Raw genomic sequence first — 26015 nt, forward strand, 5'->3', positions numbered from 1 at the left:
TTTTGTCAACGGTCTGAGACGCCAATTAGGCGTCTTCATCTCGTCTTAAATCCATTCACAAAACTTTCTCCGTCCTGCTCCGTATTAATAAGCTGCTGGGCGCTTTGGCTGATTCGCTGAGCGAGCGCCTCTTGCGCTTTTCCTTCGAAACTGTAGAGAAGTGCTGAATAGACGCTGTTCATTTCTTTTTGTATATCGTCTACTTTAAACTTCGGTCTTAGCGTCGTTTTAATGCCTTCAAGCTTCATTGCGGCTGTTACCCTCATGCCCGTTTTCAGCATTTGAAGCTGGTTGCGCCGTATGAGGAGCGTATCTTCTTGATCTCCGTTTAAGTTGTTAAGAGAAGCCAGTTTGTTGAAATTTTCCATTGTTTCATCTCCTAAAGCTTAAGCCAATTTGCCAGCATTTTGTCTTTCGATTTAAAATCTTTTGCGATCTGCGCCAGGTATCCGCTGATGTCTTCTAAATCTGAAATCGTGTCCTTTAATGAGGCGATATACGCTTTTTCGGCATGAACATCGTAAAAGAGCGGATTGCCTTTTTTGTCAAACAACTGCGCCAGGTTATTCAGTGTATTGTTTACATCGTCAAGTGTCAGCTTGTCGTATAAACCGTGGCCGACCTGACGGTAGGTATCGTGTTTCATCTCGTTGATCGCGGCATCGTGTTCCTGATAGGCGTTTTCGGCTTCCCGTTTCATCGTCCGCAAGTCATCCACGATCGCATTTACTTTTTGCGCGAGCTGTTTGGCAACTTCGGGCGTTACTTTAATTGCGCCACTTCCGGATGCAACTTCCGGTGGAAGCATCGCTTTCAAATTTTTATCGTACACGAGATCATCGCCCTCTATATTTTGAACGTTGCCGTTTTCGTCGAAGGAAAAGTTGCCTTTGTTGAGGCCGTGTGTATCCGGTATTCCCATTGCCGTGGTAGCAATGTAGTCTACAGCGACATTAAACACTGTGCCAAATATACCGCCGTTATAATTCGGATCTAGTCGTATTTGTCGTTCCACACGCGAAGTAGAGGGATCTTTGGTATATATTGTTCTGCCTGCGTGTCGTTCGTACTCATTCCACCAGCCGGAACCAGTCATATCATCCGGATTGACAATCGCTTTTACAGACGAGTCATATTTGCCGCTTCGGATCTCCTTTTGCTTTTCTTCAGAATGCAATTTAACGACGGAAGGATTGTTGAATACGACTGCGTATATATCATTGTTCACAGCGCTATATTCGGCTTCTGCGCCGCCGAGCGAGTGTCCGGTTGTTGAAATGAACGTGGAGGTGCCTTTATACTTTTGTTTAACTTGCCGTACCAGATCGTCGGCTTGACCGATTTGGGATGTTTTCGTAATTAATTTATAGTTGCCGGTGCTAAGCATCGCGTCTTGTGAGGGGGTTGCGTTGTATTTTCCTATTGTTTTTGATGTATCCTTCGCATCTTTTTCGATTATATATTGCGATTTCTTTTCCGGATCAAGACCCATAACAACGTTACCGCCGTCTGCATCAATAACATCCTGAAAAAACTGCTCTTTAGGATTTGTTCCAGCGAAGGCTACGACGACGTTTTCTGGTGCGTCCGGTTTAACCCATTTACCGTCCTTTTTCTTTGCTTGAACAAAAACATACGCATCAAGTCCAGTGTCAGAGTCCCTTTTAATTTTATCAACAAAAAAAGCCTTATTTGATTTACTCTCTATAGGTGTTCTTTCCTTGAATGCTTCTTTCATTTTATCGGTACTATATGTGTTTTGGCTAAGAAAATAATACTCTTTATCTGTTAATTTAGGAATATCGCTCTTTTTATTCATGTACATAACCCCGCAAACTATGTAAAATGTAACGTGGAAAGGATGGTTTTATGAAAAAATACATAATTATCCTTCTTGCTCTGGTCATTATAACATCTGGAGGAATATTTATGAAGCAACAAAATAATAACAGAGAAAAAGAAGAGCTTTATAATTTAGCTAAGGAAAGAATGACAGACTTTATTGAAACGAATTATAAGGACATTAAGTCAATTGATTATTATGATGACTACGAAGTGAATCCAATGGGTGGAATTGATATTAAAGGGTATCTAAATGATGATAAGAAAAAGAAAATATGGGGTATTTACGATAAGGCAAATGACGAAGTAGGCTCTTTTACAGTCGATGCTGAAAGAAAGCCCGAATGTAAAGATAAAATTTGTGATTATTAATAAAAAGCCCGACTCGACTTGAGCGGGCTTTTCATTTCGTTTGTGGATTTATTGCACTTTATTGTCCCTCTTCAACCTCCTCAACATGAAATAATTCTTCAATAGTTCATTTAATCCCCTGATAATAATTCGAGTTATACATTCTAAACCAGAACAGTATATTTCCAATTAAACTGTAAGCGAGTAATGAAAAACGAAAGCACCGATTCAGGGTATAATCCATTTATTTCATGATAATAAAATTAATAGAAGTTGAGGGTTAGTACAGAGCAAGATACTCTCGAATGGCGATCCCGACTCCATAGGTGCTGAATTGGTTTACACTTGGTTATTTGGAGGGATGTATAATCTTGAGTCAGCAAAAAATGAAACATCGCCAAAAACGTCTAAGTTCATAATAATGAAAAGATATTCATGTTGACTAGGCATGCATCGCTGCACGTCTCGTCTTTTTGTGGAGTATTTTTACCTAAAACTAAAGAACTTAAAAAGCGAGAATGATACAAGTTTTATTAGTTCTATTATCCTGTTTTGTGTATCGAATACCAAAAATACACTTCATATGATTTATAATGAAACAGTCCTAAGAATTAGAAAACATGGAATGCGATTCAATAAAATCGTATAAGGGCATGCAGTTTGAACTGGAGGATACATTTTTGAAATATAAAAAAGCAGCAGCACTTGGAATGGGTTTACTTTTATTTATAGGCGGATGTCAGAATAGAGAGGAATCTGAAATTAGCGTCCAAGATTACACAGGACAAGACTTTCATATTCATAGTAAGGGTGATCAAGCAGAAACCGCTGAGATTGCAGAAGCGCATCGAGATGAAGTTGAAAAAACGGTAAAAGATTATTTCTTGGACCAATATAGAACGAAGGTAAAAGTCCATAACATTGTCGGAGGGCATGGATTTGTTACTGTGTATGCTGAATCAGTCGGAAAATTGCATTTCTATACAAGTGCAAAAATTGAAATTGATTTGGACAAGAAAGAGGTGCAGACTGACGCGATCAGCTCATCGGAGTTGGATGTGAAAGAGTCGATTACAAGCGCGATATACGCACTTGCTTTTGAAGATGAATTTGCCGCGCTAGATTACTATTTAGAGAAGCTGACAGAAGAAGAGCCGGTTGTAGGTAAAACGCAGGCAGCCGTTGATAACATAAGCGGTAAGGGATATCAGACGCCTTATTATGCTGTTTCTTTAACTGCGGATTGGAAGGATGACCTTTATTCAGCATATTTAGAAAACCCGAAAAGAAGCAAACAAGATTGGCAAGAGAAATTAGAAGATGAAGAAATCACCCCAAAATCATGTGACATCCATATACAGTTATATATGAAAAAAGCAAATACAAGACCAGACGAGCGCATTTATAATCAAGTTGTCCAGGATATCGAAGACATGGAAGAGCTAGCCCCAGGGACCTACAGCATTTACTTGAATGACAATAGAATCAACAAAAACTTAGGATATAATCCAAGAAAAAGCACGCTTGGACGATAAGGTCTTCCTAACTGATAAAGAGATTGAAAAGGGAAACGATCAAATTTTCTATATTGATATGAGCCGGAAAGATAAAGTGGAGATTTCATCATCTATTTTGAAAAAATGAACATAATGGTTTCAGGGAACCGTAAAGCGGTCGGGTATTTCATTTCATTCCGCGAGGCCGCCGTCTTTTTCAGCTGTCCAATCAAAAAGCAAAATCGATTACGGCGCTGTGCGATAATTCAAATATCAAACTTCTTCGGGACGCGTGGGAATAGAGGAAAAAAACCGCCGGACCCAGGTGGCAGGCGGTTTTTCCTTTTGTAGAAAAACTTGTGGAAATATAGCTGCGTGGAAATCGTGAATTTTTGCTGTGAAGGGCGGCTGATTAATGCAGGGAGTCTTTAATAATTTTATAGTTTTTATGATTGACGACGGTTAAGGAGTCCAGTTCCAAGTCTCTGTAGTTTTCCATAATCGTGACATCGACGATCACAGAGTTTTCGTTTACTTTCTCTACGATTCCGGTGAGTCCGTTTTTAAATTCGATGACGTTCCCGACTTTTGCAATTTTCAAGTGACTTCCTCTCCTTTAAAGTAAATTAACCTATTGAAAGTATTTTGCAATATTTTCTTGGAGAAGTAAAGCGATTTGGGAAGCGGCATCACTATTGTTGTACCCGGTGTGACTTAATGATATAGTTAATTAGTTAAAGATGATGAGAGAAAAGGGGAGAGAATAGGTGACAGAGCAAAATGCCATCGATCAGATCGAGCAATTAAGGTCAGGGAGCATTCATGAACTCCATGTGAAAAAAGAAGATTTTCTTTCTTTCAGAGCCATCTTAACAAAGCAGGAAGATTTTAAGCATTTTCGCGGCATTGCCCAGCATGGCGGAGATATTATATTTCAATATATGAATGAGGCAAGAAGCTGAAAAAGGCTTTCTCAGACCGGCTGAGAAAGTTTTTTTATTTGTGTGAAGCCATATGTTTCTGGAGATTTTGGTGTTTTTTGCATGAAATCCGCCGGCTGTCTGCAATAATGTGACAACCGAACGGTTTGATGGAAGTCATGCCAACATTTTGGCAATGAAATCAGCCATTCGTCTTGTTACCGTAAAACATATGTTTTTTTCGATGAAGATTTGACAAGGAGGAAGGAAATGAAATCGAAATTTGCTGCGCTAGCTGCGTTTTTAATCTGCATGCTGCCGGCAGCAAGAATCGAGCATGCTCAAGCTGTCATGTTGTTCTCGAAAAAAGATAAACAGGAAATGGAACGGCTGATGGAAAGCCTTAAACAAGAAGAAAATCCTGCTTTTTCGCAATTGACAGATGAAAAAAGCTTCGTTGAAGCTGCCTATCTGCCAGCTGAAGAGGAGAAGGAAAAAGAAGAAGTTGAAGAAGAGACGACTGATCTTACACATAAAGAAAAAGATCTTTTATCAAGGCTTGTACATGCCGAAGCAAAAGGCGAGTCATTTGAAGGAAAAGTGGCTGTCGCCAATGTCGTCCTGAATCGGGTGGAAGACGGCCGATTTCCTGACAGCGTAAAAAGCGTGATCTATCAAAGAAACGCTTTTGAGCCCGTTCTAAACGGCAGCATCGAGAAAAAAGCAGACCGCGAATCAGTTGAAGCTGTGGAAGAAGCGGTAGATCAAAATAAAAAAGAAACAGACGCTTTATTTTTCTATAATCCCGACATCGCTTCTGATGACTGGATTAAAACGAGAAAAGTCGTGAAGCGCATCGGCAATCATGTCTTTGCGATCTAAACAGCAGTCAGGGCCATCCGCCTTGGCTGCTTTTTATGTGTGATTCTTTCTCACTTTTCACAGCTCAAGAAAAAATTTGTTTTTGATACTTTATGAAAATCAATTTTCAATTAAAAAGAAAATAATTTTTAGACTTGTCTCATATGATGGGATAAACCCGTGAGACAAGGAGAGACCTCATGAACCGTTTTGTAAAAGGAATCGTTCTTCTTTCGCTAGCTGCTTTTTTTGCAGAATGTCTTGAATTCGTCATCAACATGATTCTTGCACGGGAGCTTGGCGAGCATGGCATGGGGCTCTACATGAGTGTTTTGCCTTCCATTTTTTTAGTCGTGGTGATTGCGAGCCTTGAGCTTCCTGTATCGATATCGAAGTTTATCGCCGAGTCCAGCCCGAAGCTGCACGAAAGCATGCTGAAACATGCATTGCGGATGACTGCGGTCTGCACGGTTTTCTCCACGGCAGCTGCAGTGATTATTCTTCCATTTATTCCGGTTTTTGATTCCTACCACCCTCTGATCAGAGGACTTGTAATCGGGATGATCCCTACGGTTGCATTCACATCGATCGCGAGAGGCTACTTCATGGGCGTTCAGCAAATGGGTAAAATCGCAACGGCGAATGCCTTGAAAAAAATCTTTCAGCTCATCGGCTTGTTTTTATTTTTTCAATGGTATTCCTTTGAATTGGATACTTCTCTTCTGATCTCATTGTTTGTCCTCGTTGCAAGTGAAGTGGTCGTGTTTATTTATTTGTTTTCGCAGTTTATTTTGGTCAGGCGTGCCGCTCAAAAAGGGCAGCAGATCCACCTGCGGAGAAACGATGTTTTAAAGCGCCTTCTCACTGTTTCGATCCCGACGACGGGGCTGCGCGTGTTTCACGCTGTGACTAATGCCGTTGAACCTTTTTTGGTGAAGGGGACCCTGCTTGCCGCTGGCGTATCGAGAACATCGGCCATCGACCAGTTCGGCATGCTTTCGGGTGTGGCGATGACAATCGGCTTTTTTCCGGCTTTTATCGCTCATTCACTGATGGTCGTCATGATCCCGAGCATTTCTGAAAGCTATGCTTACAGACAATACGAAAGAGTGATCAAACGGATTAAACAGGCGATCTTCATCACGCTGTTTTACGGTATACCGTCCGTCATGGTGATGTATCACTTTGCAGAGCCGCTGACCCATTTATTTTTCGATTCGGTCAAGGCGTCGTTTTACCTTAAAATGTTGTGGCCGTATTTTTTATTCCACTTTTTTGCGATGCCGTTTCAGGCCTGTTTAATCGGAATGGGGTTGGCCAAAGATGCCTTTTACCATAACGTTTGGGCCAGTGTCTTGTCGTTTTTGATGATGTATGTTCTCGGGTCCATGCAGGCTTTGCAGATGACGGGGATCATTCTTGCGATGAATACCGGGATGATTTTGCTGACGGCGCTGCATTATGTGACGATTTGCAAGGAGCTGGGCGTCACGCTTTTTTTAACAAACAAATCCCGATCTCCGAGAATTGAAAGCCGCTGATTGATCCTCTTCATAGTTTTAGCTTTTGCGGGGAAGCTAATATTAAAAAAGAAGGGGAGTTCACATGCGAAGAATCAGTCTTATTTACCCGCTCATCATGCTGCTTTTTACCGGGGTATTCGTATTTCAGCCGCAGGCATCTGCAAGACATGCTTCGCCGGCCGTCATGCAGATGAACACGGTGGAGGGGCAGCGCGTCGTCGTTCCCGCCGAAGGCCAGAAGACGATCGTTCATTTTTGGACGACCTGGTGCCCGCCGTGCCGTGAAGAGCTTCCGCGATTCCAATCCTACTATGAAAGCAAGCAATCCGGTGTAAACCTCGTGACCGTGAATTTACTGAATGCCGAAAAAAACGAACAGAAGGTGAAACAGTTTATTAAAGCAAACAAGCTGACATTTCCGATCGTTTTTGACAGAAAGGGCGAAATGATGAAAGCTTACAATGTCATGACGATTCCAACAACTTTTTTCTTTAATGAAAAAGGAGAGCTGGAGAAATCGGTTGTCGGACCCATTACTGTAGAACAGATGAAGGAATGGGCAGGGAAAAGCTGAGCCGGGTGTTCAGCTTTTTTTGAATGCAAATGATAATTAATATCACGAAGAAATTATAATAATTATTATTTGAAAACGTAGGATACCGTGCTATAATGAGAAATAGAAAAGGGTGTGTTCAATGGACAAGTAGCAGTCATACCCTTTATATAAATAAAATACTTAATGTTTATGCTGCCGATGAGGCGGCAATTTGTTTTTTAAGAAGGAAATTGACGATGAATTACATTCTCAATTAGGGAGGATATTGGAGATGCAATTAGAGATCGGGAAGCAATCGCAGCAAAACCGTCACACGTTTCACTTTGACAATTGGAGGCAGCACGGGGAATTGATTGCTGCGCTTTTGTCGGGGTTGTTGATTTTTGCAGGCTGGCTGTTGTCCGGCAATGAAACATTGTCCGTTGTTCTGTTTATTTTGGCTTTTTGTATCGGCGGCTTTGCTAAAGCGAAAGAAGGTATACAAGAAACGCTGTCGGAAAAAACGCTGAATGTTGAACTCCTGATGATTTTTGCGGCGGTCGGGTCTGCGCTGATCGGCTACTGGGCTGAAGGGGCCGTCTTAATTTTTATCTTTTCTCTCAGCGGAGCGCTTGAAACGTATACATTAAATAAAAGCAAACGCGATTTGACATCGCTGATGAAATTGGAGCCGGAGGAAGCCGTTTTGTTTGTAGAAGAAGGAACAAGAACCGTGGCGGCAGCCGATCTTCAAGCGGGCGACCTCATTCTTGTGAAACCTGGAGAACGCATTGCGGCAGATGGGGAAATCGAAACCGGAAAAACGAGTATCGACGAATCGGCTCTAACGGGCGAATCAATCCCAGCCGAGAAAACACTCGGAGACGCCGTTTTTGCGGGGACTGTCAATTTAAGCGGATCACTCACGGTCCGTGTCACAAAGGCAAATGAAGATTCGTTGTTTAAAAAGATCATTCGGCTCGTTGAGTCTGCGCAAAACAGCGTTTCGCCGTCGCAGGCGTTCATTGAGCGATTTGAAAATATTTACGTTAAAGGGGTTTTGCTTGCTGTCGGACTGCTGCTCTTTCTGCCGCATTTTTTGCTTGGCTGGAGCTGGAGCGAGACATTTTACAGAGCGATGGTGTTCATGGTCGTCGCTTCGCCGTGCGCCCTTGTCGCTTCGATCATGCCTGCCGCGCTGTCACTGATCTCGAATGGCGCAAGAAACGGCCTGCTTGTCAAAGGCAGTGTCTTTCTTGAAAAGCTCGGCAACAGCAAAATCGTTGCATTGGATAAAACGGGAACGATTACGAATGGAAAGCCTGGCGTGGAAGACATGCTTTTAGCTGCTGACATCGAGGAGCGCGAATGCTTGGAGGCTGCTGCTGCGATTGAGAAGCAGTCAGGCCATCCGCTTGCCAAAGCCATTGTCGAGTATGCAGAAGCAAAAGGCATCGAGCCTGCCGCGAATGTGTCGATCGAGGAGACGTCAGGGTTTGGCGTTCAGGCTCAGTACCGCGGAGAGACATGGCTGATCGGCAAAGCCGGATTTGTCGGGGAAGAGGCAGCCGGGCAGTTTCTCACGGCGGCTGTTCAAAAGCTTGCCAAGCAGGGAAAAACAATTGTGTTCGTGAAAAAAGGCGAAAAAATCGCAGGGTGTTTTGCATTAAAAGACCAAATCAGACCGGAAGCAAAAGCGGTGATCGATGAGCTGAACGCGCTTGGTGTTCAGACGGCGATGCTGACCGGGGATCAGCCAGAAACAGCAGCGGCTATTGCACGCGAAGCGGGCTTGAAAATCGTCGTTTCAGAATGTCTTCCTGACAGAAAAGTAGAGGAAGCGCAAAAGCTGAAAAAAACTTACGGAACAATCGTTATGGTGGGAGACGGAATCAATGATGCACCGGCTCTAGCCGCCGCTGATGTGGGCATCGCAATGGGGGAAGGAACAGATGTCGCACTGGAAACAGCTGATGTCGTTTTAATGAAAAACGAATTGACAGGACTGACCAAAATGATTCGGCTCTCCCGGAAAATGAATACGATCATTAAACAAAACGTCATTTTCTCGCTTGCTGTGATCTGTCTTTTAATCTGCAGCAACTTTCTTCAAATTCTTGATCTGCCGCTCGGTGTCATCGGGCATGAAGGAAGTACGCTGCTTGTGATTTTAAACGGCCTCAGGCTGTTAAAATCTTAAACAAAAAAACGGCTGCGCGTTAACGGCAGCCGTTTTTGTCAGCAGAGCGCTTGATGAGAAAGAGGCGACGCATACATAAGCGGTGAGCAAGAGACGCGAAAAACTGATACAATGGATGTGATGCTTTTACATGTTACATGTATGGTACGGAAACTGTCTCAAGGAGTGAACAGAGCATGGAAAGAATTGAACAAATCTCTTCCTGGCTGAAAGAAAAAAACATATCTTCGGCTTTTATTCATTCAAAAGAAAATGTATTTTATCTCACAGGCTTTTATACAGAACCGCACGAACGGCTGATGGGCGTTTTTATTTTTCAAGATGAAGAGCCGTTTTTTGTTTGTCCGCAAATGGAGGCCGGCCAGGCAAAAGCAGCCGGCTGGTCGTATGAAATCATCGGATACGGGGATCATGAAAACCCTTGGGAACTCATATCCTCAGCGCTTCAAAAGCGGAACGGGCAATATTCAAAAGTGGCGGTTGAAAAAGAAACGCTTGCTCTGTCGCGCGCCGAAATGCTGCAGGCGATCACAAACGGTGCGGAACTTGTCTCTGCAGAGGAAAGGCTGAACCAAATCCGCGTCATCAAAGACGAGAAAGAAATCAGCATACTCCGCGAAGCGGCCAAGCTTGCCGATTACGGAGTGGAAGCAGGCGCCGCCGCATTAAAAGAGGGCATAGCGGAAATCGATGTCGTCGCTAAGATCGAATATGAGCTGAAGAAAAAAGGAGTCCAGGGGATGTCGTTTTCCACAATGGTCCTTTTCGGAGAAAAGTCGGGACAGCCGCACGGAAACCCGGGCAGCCGCACGCTTAAGCCGGGCGATTTCGTCCTCTTTGATTTAGGTGTGATCATTGACGGTTACTGCTCTGATATTACAAGAACGCTCGTGTATCAAAATGTGAGCGAAAAACAAAAAGAAATATATGATACGGTGCTTCAGGCCGAAACGGAGGCACTTAAGATGAGCAAACCCGGTGTCAGAATCGGCGATCTTGATTTGAAAGCGCGCGGAATCATCGAAAAAGCGGGCTATGGCGATTACTTTCCTCATCGTCTCGGGCACGGGCTCGGAATTTCACCTCATGAATACCCGTCCATGAGCCATAATAATGACGAGCTTTTAAAACAAGGCATGGTATACACGATTGAACCCGGCATCTATGTGCCGGAAATCGGAGGCGTTCGCATCGAGGATGATGTACTTGTCACAGCCGAGGGAGCAGAAGCGCTGACAAAGTATCCAAAACAGCTGACTGTCATTTCATAAAAAATGGAACCCGCCCGCGCGGGTTCTTTTTTATTCCGGACGTGAATTATTTGCTTTTTATCTTACTGTCAATCCTTTGAAATGAAAAAATCGTCAAAGGAACGGAATGGTTTGATCTCGTGTTTTTCTTTGAGCGGTTTCATTGCTGCTTTTGAAGACAGTACGATAACGATACATAAGAGGATCAGAATGAAGATACCCATTTTTCTTCTCCTTTCTGGAATGAAAACGTGTTCAGCACCGGTGCTGTCTTCATTCTAAATTATGAAACGCTTTCCATATCAAGCCCTAAATCAAAAAAGAAAACCCCTGATGTCAGGGGTTGCAGGAATGTCGCCGCGCCGCTTCATATTATTGACGCTGTATACCGCTAAAAAAGTCCTGTGATGATCGTTTGATGAATAAATCTATGACGCTTACCTGCTTTCGTTTTGGTCATTTAGCTTGATCAAAAGATAATCGGTTTGCATCATTATTCTCATGTGAAAAATTTGTATACTAAGCTCAGAAGAAAGGGGGGATTAAACGGGAAAAAGCTGACAAATTAAATCTGTTTTAGGCAAAATCTTCTCATCTCGCATCCCAATATTTCAGTCTTCGCAACGATTGCAGAATCGCCCCCACAACAAGTAAGCATTAAGGATTTTTCTATTGATTTGAAGTTTATTACATCTGAAAGGAAGCTGGCAAAGAGTGAAAAAATTAGGATATGTACTGTTTTTGTCGATGTTTGCTTTTTTCAGTATCGTACCGGCAGCTGACGCGAAAGTCATTGATCATGACAAAGTGCAAGGCTTCAGCGAAGTAACCCCTGTGACGGTTTCCCAAAAAGCGGCCAAACGTTTTCAGCCTTATTTGAAGGTCGCGAGCGGCTGCGTCCCTTTTCCCGCAGTTGACGCACAAGGCAACACAAGCGGAGGCCTGGAGCCTACCGGAGCGCCTGAAGGCCACTGCAGCAAAAGCGTGGGACAAGTGTACTCCCGTTCTGCATGGTATAATGGAGTTTGGGCGATTATGTATGGATGGTATTTTCCTAAAGATTCACCTCTGCCTTTAAAAGCATTCGGCCATCGACATGATTGGGAAGGAATCGTCGTATGGATCGATAATCCGGCAAATCAAAATCCAAAAGTGCTTTCCATCGCTTATTCTCAACACGGTAAATTTCAAAAAACAGCTCCAAACAACAATATTATGGAAGGCGATCATCCGAAGATCCGCTATGACGCTCCTCAACCGCCGATCAACCACAGCCTATATGTGGACAGTGCAAAGGGCGGCACCCAGCCTCTCATCGGATGGGAAGATTTGACGCCTGCCGCAAGAAACGCATTGAACACAACGGATTTCGGAAGTGCAAACGTTCCTTTCAATGATCACAATTTCACGAATAACCTCGGAAAAGCATGGTTTAGATAAAAAATATTTCGTGTATCCGGCTGATTGGTGAAATATATTCATATCAGCCGATTTTTTTCGCCGCCTGTACCCCCTCCAAACATCCTCTTCGCTTATCAATAGAACCCCGAAAAAAATTCCCGAAAAGGATCAAAATCCATGGCTCCAGGCGATATAATTTCTTTATAATGATGAAATGATCCGGCATGGACGAAAAGATTTGAATGAAAGAAGGGAAACGAATGGCAAATATCAGGGAAATAGCTGAAGCCGCAGGGGTTTCCATCACGACTGTTTCAAGGGTTCTCAACGGCCACCCGTATGTCAAAGAAGAAAAGCGCCAAAAAGTTCTTGAGACGATTGAACGGCTCGAATATGCAAGGAATATGCATGCCGTTCATTTATCGAAAGGCTTTTCCAATATGATCGGCGTTGTGCTGCCGACCATCAGCCTCCCTTATTTCGGCGAGTTGCTGGAAGGAATCGCTGAAGAAGCTGCGAAGGAAGGCGTTCATTTTTCGCTTTATCAAACAAACTATCAATTGGAAAAAGAAGTTTTTGCATTGGAGCAGCTGAAACAAAGACAGGTGGACGGCCTGATTTTCTGTTCAAAAGCGATGTCTGATGAAGCGCTTTTGGACTGGCGTGAGACCGGTCCGTTCATCCTGTGCCAGGACTCAAGCGAGCAGCATTTTTCAACGGTCAGCATCCCGCATAAAGAAGCGTTCCGGTTAGGACTGGATTTTTTGATTGAAAAAGGGCACACAAAAATTGCGATTGGTTTGGCAAGGAAAAACGGCATGAACAGCCATTTTCGCCTCAAGGCATACAAGGAAGCTTTGGCCGCGATCGGGGAGCCTTACCGGGAAGAGTGGGTATTTGAGCGGTCGTTGACGATTACCGACGGGCAAAAACTGTTCTCCGAATGGAGAGGGATGGAGGAGAAGCCGACAGCTGTATTTGTCACCAACGACCAAGTATCAGCCGGTATGTTTCTTGAAGCGCAGCGTCATCAAGTGGATATTCCCGGAAGCCTCGCCATTTTAAGCTGTGACAACCAGCCGATCAGCGAAGTGCTCGGCATTTCAACGATCAAAATCAATATAAAGGAAATGGGGAATAATGCGTTTCGCCTTTTGCAAAAAAGAATCAGCGGTGCAGGCCCGGAAAAACAGACCATTCCTTACAAGCTGATCAAAAGGGCGACTGTGTAATTAACACATCAATCATTTTCCAGACAGTGATCAAAATTCGACATTTTTCATCAAAAACGTCAAAATAAATTGACGCGCTTTCATGAGTTTTGTACGATATGAGAGATTGATGACAAAAAGGAGCTGAGGATCGTGAACAGATCCTTTACCGTTGAAAAGGTACTCAACAACAACGTATTAATCGCTCTCCATGATGATTACAGAGAAGTTGTCTTGATTGGCAAAGGAATCGGTTTTGGTAAAAAGCGCGGAGATCTTATCGAACATGAGAACTATGAAAAAATGTTCATCCTGGAAAATGATAAGGAACAATCACAGTATAAGAAGCTCCTCACTTATGTCGATGAAAAAATGGTTGATATCGCCAATGACGTCATCTACCATATCGCGCAAAAAATCGGCCAGCCGCTGAACGAACACATTCATGTCGCACTGACGGACCATATCGCATTTGCGGTTAAGCGCTTAGAAAAGGGATTTGATATGAAGAATCCGTTTTTGCTTGAGACGGAATCGCTTTATCCGAAAGAATACGAAGTCGCCAAAGAAGTTGTCGATATGATTAATGAAAAATCCGACATTCAGCTGCCTGAAGGTGAAATCGGGTTTATCGCCCTTCATATCCACAGTGCGATGACGAACCGTCCGCTTTCTGAAGTCAATCAGCATTCACAACTGATCTCCAAGCTTGTCCAGGTCATCGAAGATTCGTTCCAGATGCAAGTCAACAGGGAAAGCGTCAACTATTTGCGGCTGATCAGGCACTTGCGCTTTACAATTGACAGGATAAAACGGGACGAGCCGATTCAGGAACCGGAAAAATTAATGTTGTTGTTGAAAACGGAATATCCGCTGTGTTACAATACTGCTTGGAAGATGATCAAGATCTTGCAGCAAGCGCTCAAGAAACCTGTTCATGAGGCAGAAGCCGTTTATTTGACATTGCATTTGTACCGTTTAACTAATAAAATTTCATAACGCCTTTATAACGTGTTACTGATTCGATCAGGCATGAGTGAAAAAAGGGAAGAAATGAAGACGCTGTCTTTTGTTTCTTAGTGTACCCGCTTTCACCATGCCTTTTTTGTCGTTCTAAAGGCGAAATGTAAACGGTTTATTTGGATGAAAAAGCAGTCTTTTGAACGAAGATGTCATGAATTTTTGCTGTAAGGTCAAACTATCCATAGAGGGGGTTAAAACATGTTTAAATCGCTATTTGGCGTTCTGCAGAAAATTGGACGGGCGCTGATGCTTCCTGTTGCCATCCTGCCGGCTGCAGGGATCTTGCTCGCGCTTGGTAATGCCATGCAAAATCCGCAGATGACAAAAGTCGCACCATTCTTAACGAACAGTACCGTTCAGCTTGTTGCGAAAGTGATGGAAAGTTCAGGTGACGTCGTGTTCACCAACTTGGCGCTCCTTTTTGCAGTCGGGGTTGCCATCGGTTTGGCTAACGGCGACGGTGTTGCCGGAATCGCTGCTATTATCGGATATCTTGTTATGAATGTCACGATGAGTGCAGTGCTTCTTCAAAACGGTTCGATTCCAAGCGACGCAGTTGAAAGAGCACAGTTCTTTACTCAAAACCATCCGGAATACACGACAATGCTCGGCATACCGACATTGGCAACAGGGGTATTCGGGGGTATTATTGTCGGTGTCCTGGCCGCTGCCATGTACAACCGATTCTACACAATCGAGCTTCCGCAATATTTAGGATTCTTTGCAGGAAAGCGCTTTGTTCCGATCATTACATCGATTTGCGCATTGCTGCTGGGACTCGTCATGCTGTTTATCTGGCCGCCGATCCAAGGCGCACTGAACAGCTTTTCGACAAACCTGCTTGCAGCCAATGAAGCGGTCGCAGCTCTCATCTTCGGAATGATTGAGCGGGCTCTGATTCCGTTCGGTCTGCACCACATTTTCTACTCGCCGTTCTGGTATGAGTTCTTCAGCTATACGAACCAGGCGGGAGAAATTGTCCGCGGTGACCAAAGAATTTTCATGGCGCAAATCAAAGACGGCGTCGAATTGACAGCGGGTACATTTATGACCGGTAAGTATCCGTTCATGATGTTCGGTCTTCCTGCGGCAGCGCTTGCCATTTATCATGAAGCAAAACCGCAGAACAAAAAGCTTGTTGCCGGTATTATGGGTTCAGCAGCATTGACAGCATTCTTAACAGGAATCACTGAGCCGATCGAATTCTCATTCTTGTTCGTCGCTCCGATTCTGTTTGCGATTCACTGTGTGTTTGCCGGCCTGTCCTTCATGATGATGGACATTTTGAATGTTAAGATCGGGATGACATTCTCCGGCGGTTTGATCGACTACTTCCTGTTCGGAATTCTGCCAAACCGTACAGCTTGGTGGCTTGTTATTCCTGTCGGTTTAGTCCTGGCTGTCATCTACTACTTCGGATTCAGATTTGCCATCCGCAAGTTCAACTTGAAAACGCCTGGACGCGAAGATGCAGCTGCAGAATCCGCTGATGAAGGCAAAGAAGCAGCAGGGGATCTTCCTTATCAAATTCTTGAGGCAATGGGTGACCAGGAAAACATCAAGCACCTTGACGCATGTATCACAAGACTTCGCGTAACGGTCAACGATCAGAAGAAAGTTGACAAAGAGCGCTTGAAAAAACTCGGCGCATCCGGCGTGCTGGAAGTCGGCAATAACATCCAAGCGATTTTCGGACCAAGATCCGACAATTTAAAATCGCAAATGCAAGACATTATGTCAGGCCGGACGCCTCGTCCTGAAAAAGCGCCAAATGCTGCCGAGGAAGTGGAGCAGCAAATCGAAGAAGCTATGGTCGAGCCTCTTCAAAACGAATCCGGTGAAGAAGTATTCGTTTCACCGCTTGCGGGTGAATTTCATCCGATTACAGATGTTCCGGATCAAGTATTCTCCGGAAAAATGATGGGCGACGGATTCGCGATTCTTCCTGCAGAAGGCACAGTTGTGTCACCTGTAAGAGGGAAAGTGCTGAACGTATTCCCGACAAAGCATGCGATCGGTCTGCAGTCTGACGGCGGCAGAGAAATTCTGATCCACTTTGGAATCGATACGGTCAGCCTGAAAGGCGAAGGCTTCACTGCATTTGTTTCTGAAGGTGAACGTGTTGAGCCTGGCCAGAAACTGCTTGAAGTCGACATTGAAAAAGTGAAGGACAACGTACCTTCCCTGATGACGCCGGTCGTGTTCACGAACCTTCAAGAAGGCGAAAGCGTGAGCTTGCAGGCAGAAGGCAATGTCAGCCTGACACAGGACGAGATCGTCCGCATCGAAAAATAAATTCACAAAATGGCCGTACTTGTCAGATGACATGTACGGCTGTATGATATAATATTGTGAATGTACTAAAAGCTTTAAATTAAAAGGAGATTGATAAAAAATGGCACAAAAAACGTTTAAAGTAACTGCAGATTCTGGAATCCACGCTCGTCCAGCGACTGTTCTTGTACAAACAGCAAGCAAATATGATGCAGATATCAATTTGGAATATAACGGAAAAACCGTCAACCTTAAATCAATTATGGGTGTTATGTCACTAGGTATTGCTAAAGGTGCTGAAATTACGATTTCTGCTTCCGGCGCTGATGAAAATGATGCTCTTTCCGCACTTGAAGAAACAATGAAAAGCGAAGGTTTAGGCGAATAATGCTTGAATTAAAAGGAATAGGCGCTTCAGCCGGTATTGCGATTGCAAAAGCATATCGGCTTGAGGAGCCTGATCTAACGGTTGAAAAGAAAAACATCTCTGATTCTGATGCGGAAGTAAATCGTTTTGAAGACGCCATCGAGCGTTCTAAGAAAGAGCTTGAAACTATTAAAAATCATGCTTTGAAAGAGCTTGGCGAAGATAAAGCGGAAATCTTTTCTGCACATTTGTTAGTATTAAGCGATCCGGAACTGTTAAACCCGATTAAAGACAAAATCAAATCTGATTCTGTCAATGCGGAATTCGCTTTAAAAGAAACGGCCGACATGTTCGTCACAATGTTCGAGTCGATGGATAACGAATATATGAAAGAACGCGCTGCAGACATCCGCGATGTCACCAAGCGTGTCACAGGGCATCTTCTCGGCGTTGAAATTCCGAACCCGAGCCTGATCTCTGAAGAGGTCATCATCGTGGCCGAAGACTTGACACCGTCTGATACTGCGCAATTAAACCGCAACTTTGTTAAAGGGTTTACAACAGATATCGGCGGACGGACCTCCCACTCTGCCATCATGGCGCGCTCGCTTGAAATTCCGGCCGTTGTCGGCACAAAAGCGGCAACGAAAGGCATTCAAAATGGCGTAACTGTTATCGTTGACGGCATCAATGGCGATGTCATCGTTGATCCTTCCCAGGATATAATCAGCGAATACGAAGAAAAGCATCAAGCCTTCCTGGCGCAAAAAGCCGAATGGGCGAAGCTTGTCAACGAACCGACTGTAACGAGTGACGGCCATCACGTGGAACTTGCTGCAAATATCGGTACACCTGATGATGTAAAAGGTGTTCTGGAAAATGGAGGAGAAGCAGTCGGCCTTTACCGGACTGAATTCCTTTACATGGGCAGAGATCAGCTTCCGACAGAAGAGGAGCAATTTGATGCCTATAAAACCGTTCTTGAGCGTATGGAAGGCAAATCCGTTGTCGTTCGTACTCTTGATATCGGCGGAGACAAAGAGCTTCCATATTTAGAACTGCCAAAAGAAATGAATCCTTTCTTAGGATACAGAGCGATCCGTCTTTGCCTTGATGAGCAAGAGATTTTCAGAACGCAGCTTCGTGCGCTGCTTCGGGCAAGTACATATGGAAACTTGAAAATTATGTTCCCTATGATCGCGACTGTAAACGAATTTAAAGAAGCGAAAGCGATTCTTTTAGAAGAAAAAGAAAAGCTCCAAGCTGAAGGTCAACAAGTTTCCGACGACATTGAAGTCGGTATGATGGTTGAAATCCCTTCAACAGCGGTAATCGCTGATCAATTCGCGAAAGAAGTCGATTTCTTCAGCATCGGAACGAATGACCTGATTCAATATACGATGGCTGCTGACAGGATGAATGAGCGGGTATCTTACCTTTACCAGCCATACAATCCTGCGATTCTCCGCCTGATCACGCTTGTCATTGAAGCGGCTCATAAAGAAGGAAAATGGGTCGGCATGTGCGGCGAAATGGCGGGAGATGAAATTGCGATCCCGATCCTGCTAGGTCTTGGACTGGACGAGTTCTCAATGAGTGCGACGTCAATCCTGCCGGCAAGAACGCAAATCAGCAAGCTTTCTAAAAAAGAAACAGAATCGTTCAAAGAGCAAATTCTGTCCATGAGCACAACAGAAGAGGTTGTACAATTCGTAAAAGAAACCTTCAATATGGCATAAGCAATTGAAAATCCGGACGGGCATAACCAATGCCTGTCCGGGTTTTTTTGGTTGTCTGAATGATCCCGGCTGCGGCGGAGATAATACATGTGACCAATTGTTAGAGAGGGGGATTCTGATATGCCCAGGCAGCCATTCAAACCGGGAGATGAAGTCTATGTCATTTACCGGAACCCGCATGCCGCAAATGTGGCACATATAAAGGAAGCTGAAGTCGTTGATCATCCGCTTCACGAAGGTGAACTGGCATTGTTTATGTATGATACATATCATGCCTTTGCCGAAGATGATGCCGTTTTTTCTTCATATGAAGAGGCGGAACGGCTTTACCGTGAATTATTTGACGGGACATGAAGATATTACCGGTATATCACATCCTCTAAATGCAAAAAGTAACGGAAATAAGCAAAGGATGTGTCTGTTTCCAATGGTAAAACCGTTTGTTCCCCAGCTCGTCTATATTGAACCGAGAGCACTGGAATATCCGCTTGGAAAAGAGCTGAGGGATAAATTTTCAAACATGGGGCTTGAAATCAGGGAAACGACTTCACACAACCAGGTGAGGAATATCCCGGGGGAAGGTCACCTGCAAAAATACAGAAATGCGAAATCCACTTTGGTGATCGGCGTCAGAAAAACATTGAAGTTCGATTCGTCAAAACCGTCTGCAGAATACGCGATTCCGTTTGCAACAGGGTGTATGGGTCACTGTCATTACTGCTATCTGCAGACGACAATGGGCAGCAAGCCGTACATCAGAACGTACGTCAATGTGGAGGAAATACTTGATCAGGCGGATCAATATATGAAAGAACGGGCTCCCGATGATACGCGGTTTGAAGCTTCTTGCACATCTGATATCGTCGGAATTGACCATTTGACACACACATTAAAACGTGCAATTGAGCATTTCGGTCAATCCGACCACGGCAAACTGCGTTTCGTGACAAAATTTCATCATGTCGACCATTTGCTCGATGCCAAGCACAACGGAAAAACGCGCTTCCGCTTCAGCGTGAATGCCGATTATGTCATTAAAAGCTTTGAACCCGGCACATCCCCGTTGGATAAACGGATTGAAGCCGCCGTGAAAGTAGCGGAAGCGGGCTATCCGCTCGGTTTTATCATCGCTCCGATTTATATTCATGACGGCTGGCAGGAAGGCTACAGAGTGCTGCTCGAAAAGCTCGATCGTGCGCTGCCGCAGCATGCGAGGCGCGACATTACCTTTGAAATGATCCAGCATAGATTCACGAAGCCGGCAAAAAGAGTCATTGAAAAAAACTATCCAAAGACAAAGCTCGAACTGGATGAAGAAAAACGGCGCTATAAATGGGGCAGATACGGGATTGGCAAATATATATACCAGAAGGATGAAGAAGCAGAGCTTCGCAGCGCCCTTGAATCGTATATCGACAACTATTTTCCCGAAGCAAAAATCGAATATTTCACATAACAGAGCTTTGTTGGAAAAGCTCTGTTTTTTGTTTTGAAAACATTATCTTAAAAAAGGGTTTTTCCACTCCATTAAAACCGCATAATCAAGCGATTCCTCATCTTCAATGTAGCCGGGAATCACGCAAACGGGCGAGCGTCCGCAATGAAGCAGGAATGAGAGCACGGGATCGCGCTTTTCCCCGTCCAATACAGCCTGAACATACTGTTCGGGCGTCATTTCTGCAGCTGACTTGTAGTAATGTGGAATTCGCCCGCCGCCAATGAGCCGCTTGAGCCCTTTAAAGACCGTCAGTTCATACATGGATTGCATCAGCCGCTTTCCGATGCCAAGTTTTCGGTAGTCCGGGGATACGGAAATATCAACGACATAAAGGGAGTTTCCATCGTTTTGATGTGTGCCGATATACCCGTTGTCCGTCACTTCATCCCATCTGTGGTGCGGATGCTGCGGATCAAAATCAATCATGAGCGTTGTCATCGAACCGATGATCCGGCCTTCGGAAGCCGCGCAAAGCGCTCCTTCGGGAAATCGTTCAATATGGGAATAGAGCTGCTTTTCATTCCACAAAAGGTCTTCCGGAAACGGAGGCGGAAAGCATTCTCTTTGGAGAGCAATCAAATCGGGAATATCTTTTTTGCTGTAATTGCGGATGTCCACCTGCTGATAAGAAGTGCCGTTATCGACGTAAAACTGTTTATAGATCGCCCATCACTCCTTTTGATATTTCCTTCATTATATCGTTATTTTAGCAGGCTATCTTAATTTTGCGAAATTTTAGCCGATAAAAAGAATATGAAGGTGCATGTAAAGGAGGGTTTCATTTGTTTAAAAAACTGCATGTCAAAATCGCCGGATTTGTTGCCGTCCTGCTGGTTTTGACGGTTATCGTCCTACAATTCTCGACAACACATTTGTTGAATTCGATGCTTGAAGATGAAGCAAAAGAATCGACGTCCAGTCTCCTCGGTTCAATGAAAAGAAATATTGAGCTTCAATTAGAAAACTACGAGATTTCTTTGAATCGTATAAGTGATGGAGAAATGGCTCACTCATTCTTAAAAGACGGGGATAATAAAATTATAAAGATCGTCAATGATGAATTAAAACAATTAAAAGAAAAAAATGAGTATGTCAATTTAGCTTATATCGGCACAAAAAAGAAGGAAATGTTTACATTTCCGAAAACGACCTTTGATGATGATTATAATCCGGCTGAAAGGCCATGGTATACGTCAGCTGCAAAAACACCTGACAAAGTCGTTTGGACGGACCCTTACAAAGATGCGGTTTCCGGAGATATGACAGTTACTGCGGCAAAAGCCATCGTCGTCAATAATCAAGTTGAAGGCGTTGTCAGTCTAGACTTGTCATTGAAATCATTGAACAAAATCATCGAAAATCAAAAGATGCCTTATGACGGCTACGCATTTATTTTGGACCAAAACGGGACAATGCTCGCCCACCCGTCTAAACAAGGTGACGATATATCGAAAGACAAAACATATCGGGACATCCCGTCATCCAAAGATGGAATCAAAGTAGGCAAAGATACGGTGATCGCTTATGAGACCGTCGGCGGTACGGGCTGGAAAGTCGGTACGCAATTCGACACGGCGAAGCTGATGTGGGTCGCACAGGAAATGAACAAAATGGTCATGATTGTTTCAATCATTGCTTTGGCAGCGGCGATCATTTTAAGCTATTTCCTTGCCAAAACGATCACAGGTCCGATTAAGCAGCTGATTGCCAAAACAAAAGCAGTCGCTGGCGGTGATTTGACGGTCCAAACAGCCTCTGCCTCAAAAGACGAAATCGGTATATTGACAAAAGACTTTAACAAGATGGTCGAACACATGAAAGAAATGATTGTGCAAGTGAGATCATCGTCCGGAAAAGTATCGGATACAACCGATCAATTAAGCGCTGTTTCTGAAGAAACGGTTTCTGCGAGCGATGAGATCGCCAAAGCAATCGAAGAAGTGGCAACAGGCGCGACAGAACAAGCGGCAGAGGTCGAAAATGTAAATGAACAATCCGAACGGCTGTCAGTCAAAATTAAAGAAATTGAACATCATGCCGACAGCATCAAGAAGCTTTCGAGAACATCTGAAGATGCAAGCTATACAGGAATCGATGCCCTCGGACAGCTGCTTGCAAAGTCAAATGAAGCAAACTCGGAGACGAAGAAAGTGGAACATATGCTTTTGCAGCTCGAAGAAAAAACGAAAAACATCGAAGACGTTGTTACAGCCATCTCGGCGATCTCTGATCAAACAAACCTGCTTGCACTGAACGCCAGTATTGAAGCGGCCCGTGCCGGCGAAAGCGGACGCGGTTTTGCGGTAGTGGCAGAAGAGGTGAGAAAGCTGGCCGAACAATCGGCGGTTTCTTCACAGCACATCAGCGAAACGGTCAAGCAGATTCAGCTGGAAACGAAAGAAGCCGTTTCAGCGATGACGGAAGCAAGCAAGATGAATGAAGAGCAAAATGGAATGATTCACGAGACAGGAGAGGCGCTCAGCAAAATTACTGCAGAAATGCAGGCGCTCGTCAACTCAATTGACCACATTTATTCTGAAATCTCGGATATGAGCGGAGAGCAGCAAAAAATGACCGACTCGATTCAGAGCATTTCAGCCATTTCCCAGCAGTCCGCCGCGGCTGCGGAAGAGGTCAGCGCTTCGACAAACGAGCAGCTGACAGCGCTTGAAAGCATCGCAAAATCGGCTGGAGCGCTGAGCGAGGCCAACCAAGAATTATTAAATGCGATCAATAAGTTTAATGTGTAATAAAGAAGTCCCTCTTTTTGAAAGAGGGACTTCTCTTTTTTCAACGCTCACAATCCCAATTTTCAGAATATACGTGTTACACTATAAGAAGGAAGGGAGTGATGATTGTGGACTTTAAGATGAATGGCAAAACAGCACTTGTGGCAGCAAGCAGCAAAGGACTTGGCAATGCGATCGCCAAAGCCCTTGCGAAAGAAGGGGCAAATGTCATGCTGTCCGGGAGACACGAAGCGGACTTGAAAAAAGCTGCGGAAGAGCTGAACGGACTCGGCGGCGGATCCATCTCTTATCAAGTATGCGATCTTGCAGACGCCGACGGGATCAAAGCGCTCGTTCAAAAGACCGCTGACACATTCGGAGCGATCGATATGCTTGTCAACAATGTCGGAGGACCGAAAGGCGGGAGCCTGCTGGATCTGACAGACGGTGACTGGATCTCATCATTTGAATTGCATCTACTCAGCTATGTCCGTTTAATCCGCGAAGCTTTTCCATATCTAAAAAAGGATGGAGGACGCATCGTTAATATCGCTTCATCATCAGTCAAACAGCCGATTCCGGGATTGCTGCTTTCCAATACGTTTCGAATGGGAATCGTCGGTCTGACAAAATCGATTGCTGAAGAGTTGGCCGAACACCGCATTTTGATCAACACGCTCGCCCCGGGAAGAATCGCGACAGACCGCGTGGCAGAGCTTGACCGGCTGAAAGCCGAGAAAACAGGCCTTTCCGAGCAGCAGGTGAAAGAAAGCTATGAGAAAGAGATTCCGCTCGGCTCCTACGGAAATCCTGACGACTTTGCACAGTATGCAAGCTTTCTTTTATCAGAGTGCAATACATATATGACTGGACAAACGCTGTTGATCGACGGCGGAATGGTAAAAGCAATTTAAGGGGGATGACATCATGAAAAAAACGGTCGGATTTATCGGACTCGGTGTAATGGGAAACAGCATGGCTTCGCATATTTTGGCTGCAGGCTACCCCGTCAGCGCCTATACAAGAACGAAACAGAAAGCGGACAGCCTCTTGGAAAAAGGGGCGGAATGGAAATCATCCGTTAAAGCACTGGCGCAGTCGGCTGATGTGATCATCACAATGGTCGGCTATCCAAAAGACGTTGAAGAGGTTTTCTTTGGAAGCGAAGGCATTATTGAAAATGCCAAAAAAGGTTCTTACCTCATCGATATGACGACTTCCAAGCCTTCTCTCGCCAAACAAATCGAGGCTGCTGCAAAAGAGAGAGGACTTTACGCTTTAGATGCTCCGGTTTCAGGCGGGGACGTCGGCGCGAAGAACGGTACGCTCGCCATCATGGTCGGAGGAGAACGGAAAGCTTATGATGAATGCTATCCGATCTTTTCGATCATGGGTGAAAACATCCAATATCAGGGGCCGGCCGGAAGCGGCCAGCATACAAAAATGTGCAACCAGATTGCGATTGCTGCTGGTATGATCGGCGTCGCAGAAGCGATGGCCTACGCCAAAAAATCCGGACTCGATCCTGACAACGTGTTGAAAAGCATTACGACCGGTGCTGCGGGAAGCTGGTCGCTTTCAAATCTCGCACCTAGAATGCTGAAAGGCGACTTTGAACCGGGCTTTTACGTCAAACACTTTGTTAAAGACATGGGCATCGCGCTTGAAGAAGCGGAGTTGATGGGCGAGAAAATGCCGGGGCTCGAGCTTGCGAAAAGCCTTTACGACACCCTCGTTGAAAAAGGTGAAGAAAACAGCGGCACCCAAAGTCTGTACAAGCTTTGGACAGACTACAAATAACGAAAAAAACCACTTGCGGCATGCAAGTGGTTTTTTGTTGGTTCTTATTTTCCGATGAACTGCTGAGTCCAGTAGTTGCCGTCTTTCACATATCCAACACCGATATGCGTGAAGTTAGGGTTCATAATGTTTTTTCTGTGGCCTTCACTGTTCATCCAAGCTTTGACAACTTCCTGAGGCGTTTTTTGGCCTTTCGCGATGTTTTCTCCGGCAGTGCGGTATGTGATGCCGAATTTCTTCATCATGTCAAATGGAGAACCGTAAGTCGGGCTGTTGTGATCAAAATAATTGTTATCTTTCATATCTTGAGATTTTGTACGGGCCACCTTGCTCAGTTTTTCATCCAATGTAAGAGGTTTTAGCCCTTGTTTCTTTCTTTCCGCATTCGTCAGTTCAACAACTTCTTTTTCATACGCGCTTACAGAAGAAGATGCAGGCGCTGTATTTTGCTTTTGCTGTGAAGTCTGCTCTTTTGAAGCCGCAGGCTTTGAAGCTTCCTGTTTTTGAGTCTGCGTGCTTTCAGGCTTTGAAGCTTTAGGCGCAGAAGACTTCGGCGCAGAAGCTTTAGGCTGTTGAGTTGCTTGTTTCATATAAGAATGAAGCAGGGACTGAATTTTTTCCTGGTCAGCTTTTGAAAGCTGGTCCATGTTTTTGATATTCAGTTTGCCGGCGAGATCAGTTACATTTATGGAATGAACGGTTTTGACTTGTACTTGCTGCTGCTCTTTAGCGTCTGCTTGTTGAACGCCGCTGAATGTGAAGAGCGTTGCTGCAGCTGCTGCTGATAAAAGAAAAGCTTTTTTCATAAACAGTAATCCTCCTAAATGTTGTAGTTGTTGTTTCGTACACTAGAATCATAACACGGCTTTATTGAAATAATAGATCCATATATTCCCTTTGACAAGGTATTATTGTTAATTTTGACATAAAAAAAGAAAAACCCTTTGCTGCCAATATGCAACCAGTTCGTTCTTTTACGCGTCTTGTCATAAACG

25 protein-coding genes and 1 pseudogene are annotated in these 26015 nt (G+C 44.4%); 20 read left to right on the forward strand and 6 right to left on the reverse strand.

The annotated features are described in order from the left end of the window. Positions 1 to 35 precede the first annotated feature (35 nt). Both BTA31_RS20645 and BTA31_RS20650 read right to left on the reverse strand, forming a co-directional pair. Positions 36 to 368, reverse strand: coding sequence for a hypothetical protein (locus BTA31_RS20645; RefSeq protein WP_076793845.1), 333 nt, complete (start codon positions 366 to 368; stop codon positions 36 to 38). Positions 369 to 379: 11 nt separating this feature from the next. Next, a complete protein-coding gene (locus BTA31_RS20650) occupies positions 380 to 1819 on the reverse strand; it encodes a lipase (RefSeq protein WP_076793848.1) in 1440 nt (479 codons plus the stop codon). A gap of 50 nt (positions 1820 to 1869) precedes the next feature. Here BTA31_RS20650 and BTA31_RS20655 point away from each other — a divergent pair, with 50 nt between their 5' ends. Both BTA31_RS20655 and BTA31_RS20660 read left to right on the forward strand, forming a co-directional pair. After that, entirely contained in the window at positions 1870 to 2214 is a 345-nt protein-coding gene (locus BTA31_RS20655) for a DUF1433 domain-containing protein (protein WP_076793851.1), read from the forward strand. Positions 2215 to 2873: 659 nt separating this feature from the next. Continuing rightward, complete coding sequence (locus BTA31_RS20660; protein ID WP_076793890.1) at positions 2874 to 3728, forward strand: DUF1672 family protein; 855 nt, start codon at positions 2874 to 2876, stop codon at positions 3726 to 3728. Between the two features lie 373 nt (positions 3729 to 4101). On the opposite strand, the gene BTA31_RS20665 is transcribed toward BTA31_RS20660, so the two are convergent. Further along, positions 4102 to 4290 carry a YkvS family protein gene (locus tag BTA31_RS20665; protein ID WP_003181225.1) on the reverse strand — a complete coding sequence of 63 codons (189 nt, stop codon included), beginning with the start codon at positions 4288 to 4290 and terminating at the stop codon, positions 4102 to 4104. A gap of 166 nt (positions 4291 to 4456) precedes the next feature. Here BTA31_RS20665 and BTA31_RS20670 point away from each other — a divergent pair, with 166 nt between their 5' ends. The 6 genes from BTA31_RS20670 to BTA31_RS20695 all read left to right on the forward strand — a co-directional run bounded on the left by BTA31_RS20670 (position 4457) and on the right by BTA31_RS20695 (position 10999). After that, positions 4457 to 4651 (forward strand): hypothetical protein, encoded by a 195-nt coding sequence (locus BTA31_RS20670; RefSeq protein ID WP_043927411.1) that lies wholly within the window; start codon positions 4457 to 4459, stop codon positions 4649 to 4651. A gap of 228 nt (positions 4652 to 4879) precedes the next feature. Then, positions 4880 to 5491 carry a cell wall hydrolase gene (locus tag BTA31_RS20675; RefSeq protein ID WP_076793854.1) on the forward strand — a complete coding sequence of 204 codons (612 nt, stop codon included), beginning with the start codon at positions 4880 to 4882 and terminating at the stop codon, positions 5489 to 5491. A gap of 179 nt (positions 5492 to 5670) precedes the next feature. Continuing rightward, positions 5671 to 7011: a polysaccharide biosynthesis protein gene (locus BTA31_RS20680; protein ID WP_076793856.1), complete on the forward strand. Its 1341-nt coding sequence runs from the start codon at positions 5671 to 5673 to the stop codon at positions 7009 to 7011. Positions 7012 to 7075: 64 nt separating this feature from the next. Beyond that, entirely contained in the window at positions 7076 to 7567 is a 492-nt protein-coding gene (stoA, locus tag BTA31_RS20685; RefSeq protein WP_076793859.1) for an endospore biogenesis thiol-disulfide oxidoreductase StoA, read from the forward strand. A gap of 253 nt (positions 7568 to 7820) precedes the next feature. Further along, positions 7821 to 9728 (forward strand): heavy metal translocating P-type ATPase, encoded by a 1908-nt coding sequence (locus BTA31_RS20690; RefSeq protein ID WP_076793861.1) that lies wholly within the window; start codon positions 7821 to 7823, stop codon positions 9726 to 9728. A gap of 176 nt (positions 9729 to 9904) precedes the next feature. After that, positions 9905 to 10999 carry a M24 family metallopeptidase gene (locus tag BTA31_RS20695; RefSeq protein ID WP_076793863.1) on the forward strand — a complete coding sequence of 365 codons (1095 nt, stop codon included), beginning with the start codon at positions 9905 to 9907 and terminating at the stop codon, positions 10997 to 10999. A gap of 68 nt (positions 11000 to 11067) precedes the next feature. Here BTA31_RS20695 and BTA31_RS23605 read toward each other — a convergent pair whose 3' ends face one another. Next, the gene (locus BTA31_RS23605; protein WP_003181237.1) at positions 11068 to 11202 is read right to left on the reverse strand and encodes a hypothetical protein; all 135 of its coding nucleotides are present in this window, start codon (positions 11200 to 11202) and stop codon (positions 11068 to 11070) included. Between the two features lie 490 nt (positions 11203 to 11692). On the opposite strand from BTA31_RS23605, the gene BTA31_RS20700 reads away from it, so the two are divergent. The 8 genes from BTA31_RS20700 to splB all read left to right on the forward strand — a co-directional run bounded on the left by BTA31_RS20700 (position 11693) and on the right by splB (position 20449). Then, positions 11693 to 12418: an NPP1 family protein gene (locus BTA31_RS20700; RefSeq protein ID WP_076793865.1), complete on the forward strand. Its 726-nt coding sequence runs from the start codon at positions 11693 to 11695 to the stop codon at positions 12416 to 12418. 221 nt (positions 12419 to 12639) lie between these two features. After that, the gene (locus tag BTA31_RS20705; RefSeq protein WP_076793868.1) at positions 12640 to 13611 is read left to right on the forward strand and encodes a LacI family DNA-binding transcriptional regulator; all 972 of its coding nucleotides are present in this window, start codon (positions 12640 to 12642) and stop codon (positions 13609 to 13611) included. A 132-nt stretch (positions 13612 to 13743) separates the two neighbouring features. Continuing rightward, on the forward strand, positions 13744 to 14589 hold the full coding sequence (gene glcT, locus BTA31_RS20710) for a glucose PTS transporter transcription antiterminator GlcT (RefSeq protein ID WP_076793870.1): 846 nt from the start codon (positions 13744 to 13746) through the stop codon (positions 14587 to 14589). Positions 14590 to 14811: 222 nt separating this feature from the next. Further along, on the forward strand, positions 14812 to 16908 hold the full coding sequence (gene ptsG, locus BTA31_RS20715) for a glucose-specific PTS transporter subunit IIBC (RefSeq protein WP_076793873.1): 2097 nt from the start codon (positions 14812 to 14814) through the stop codon (positions 16906 to 16908). 100 nt (positions 16909 to 17008) lie between these two features. Further along, positions 17009 to 17275, forward strand: coding sequence for a phosphocarrier protein HPr (locus BTA31_RS20720; protein ID WP_003181247.1), 267 nt, complete (start codon positions 17009 to 17011; stop codon positions 17273 to 17275). Continuing rightward, positions 17275 to 18993 (forward strand): phosphoenolpyruvate--protein phosphotransferase, encoded by a 1719-nt coding sequence (gene ptsP / locus BTA31_RS20725; protein ID WP_076793876.1) that lies wholly within the window; start codon positions 17275 to 17277, stop codon positions 18991 to 18993. Before BTA31_RS20720 ends, ptsP begins: the two co-directional genes overlap by 1 nt. 120 nt (positions 18994 to 19113) lie before the next feature. Then, positions 19114 to 19347 (forward strand): transcriptional regulator SplA domain-containing protein, encoded by a 234-nt coding sequence (locus BTA31_RS20730; protein ID WP_043927425.1) that lies wholly within the window; start codon positions 19114 to 19116, stop codon positions 19345 to 19347. Between the two features lie 73 nt (positions 19348 to 19420). Beyond that, the gene (gene splB, locus BTA31_RS20735) at positions 19421 to 20449 is read left to right on the forward strand and encodes a spore photoproduct lyase (RefSeq protein WP_076793879.1); all 1029 of its coding nucleotides are present in this window, start codon (positions 19421 to 19423) and stop codon (positions 20447 to 20449) included. 42 nt (positions 20450 to 20491) lie between these two features. Here the strand turns inward: splB and BTA31_RS20740 are convergent, their stop codons facing one another. Continuing rightward, a complete protein-coding gene (locus BTA31_RS20740) occupies positions 20492 to 21154 on the reverse strand; it encodes a GNAT family N-acetyltransferase (protein ID WP_043927428.1) in 663 nt (220 codons plus the stop codon). A gap of 221 nt (positions 21155 to 21375) precedes the next feature. On the opposite strand from BTA31_RS20740, the pseudogene BTA31_RS23770 reads away from it, so the two are divergent. From BTA31_RS23770 to BTA31_RS20755, 4 genes and pseudogenes are all read left to right on the forward strand, one after another. Continuing rightward, positions 21376 to 22299, forward strand: a pseudogene (locus BTA31_RS23770) (cache domain-containing protein); the annotation flags it as partial. 15 nt (positions 22300 to 22314) lie between these two features. Beyond that, complete coding sequence (locus BTA31_RS23775; RefSeq protein WP_390183725.1) at positions 22315 to 23241, forward strand: methyl-accepting chemotaxis protein; 927 nt, start codon at positions 22315 to 22317, stop codon at positions 23239 to 23241. A 107-nt stretch (positions 23242 to 23348) separates the two neighbouring features. Continuing rightward, positions 23349 to 24134, forward strand: coding sequence for an SDR family oxidoreductase (locus BTA31_RS20750; protein ID WP_076793893.1), 786 nt, complete (start codon positions 23349 to 23351; stop codon positions 24132 to 24134). A gap of 13 nt (positions 24135 to 24147) precedes the next feature. After that, positions 24148 to 25020 carry an NAD(P)-dependent oxidoreductase gene (locus BTA31_RS20755; RefSeq protein WP_094777457.1) on the forward strand — a complete coding sequence of 291 codons (873 nt, stop codon included), beginning with the start codon at positions 24148 to 24150 and terminating at the stop codon, positions 25018 to 25020. A gap of 44 nt (positions 25021 to 25064) precedes the next feature. Here the strand turns inward: BTA31_RS20755 and BTA31_RS20760 are convergent, their stop codons facing one another. After that, positions 25065 to 25826, reverse strand: a complete 762-nt coding sequence (locus BTA31_RS20760; protein ID WP_076793887.1) for a CAP domain-containing protein — start codon at positions 25824 to 25826, stop codon at positions 25065 to 25067. Positions 25827 to 26015: the final 189 nt, after the last annotated feature.

This window comes from Bacillus haynesii (assembly GCF_001969855.1).
Classification (GTDB): domain Bacteria; phylum Bacillota; class Bacilli; order Bacillales; family Bacillaceae; genus Bacillus; species Bacillus haynesii.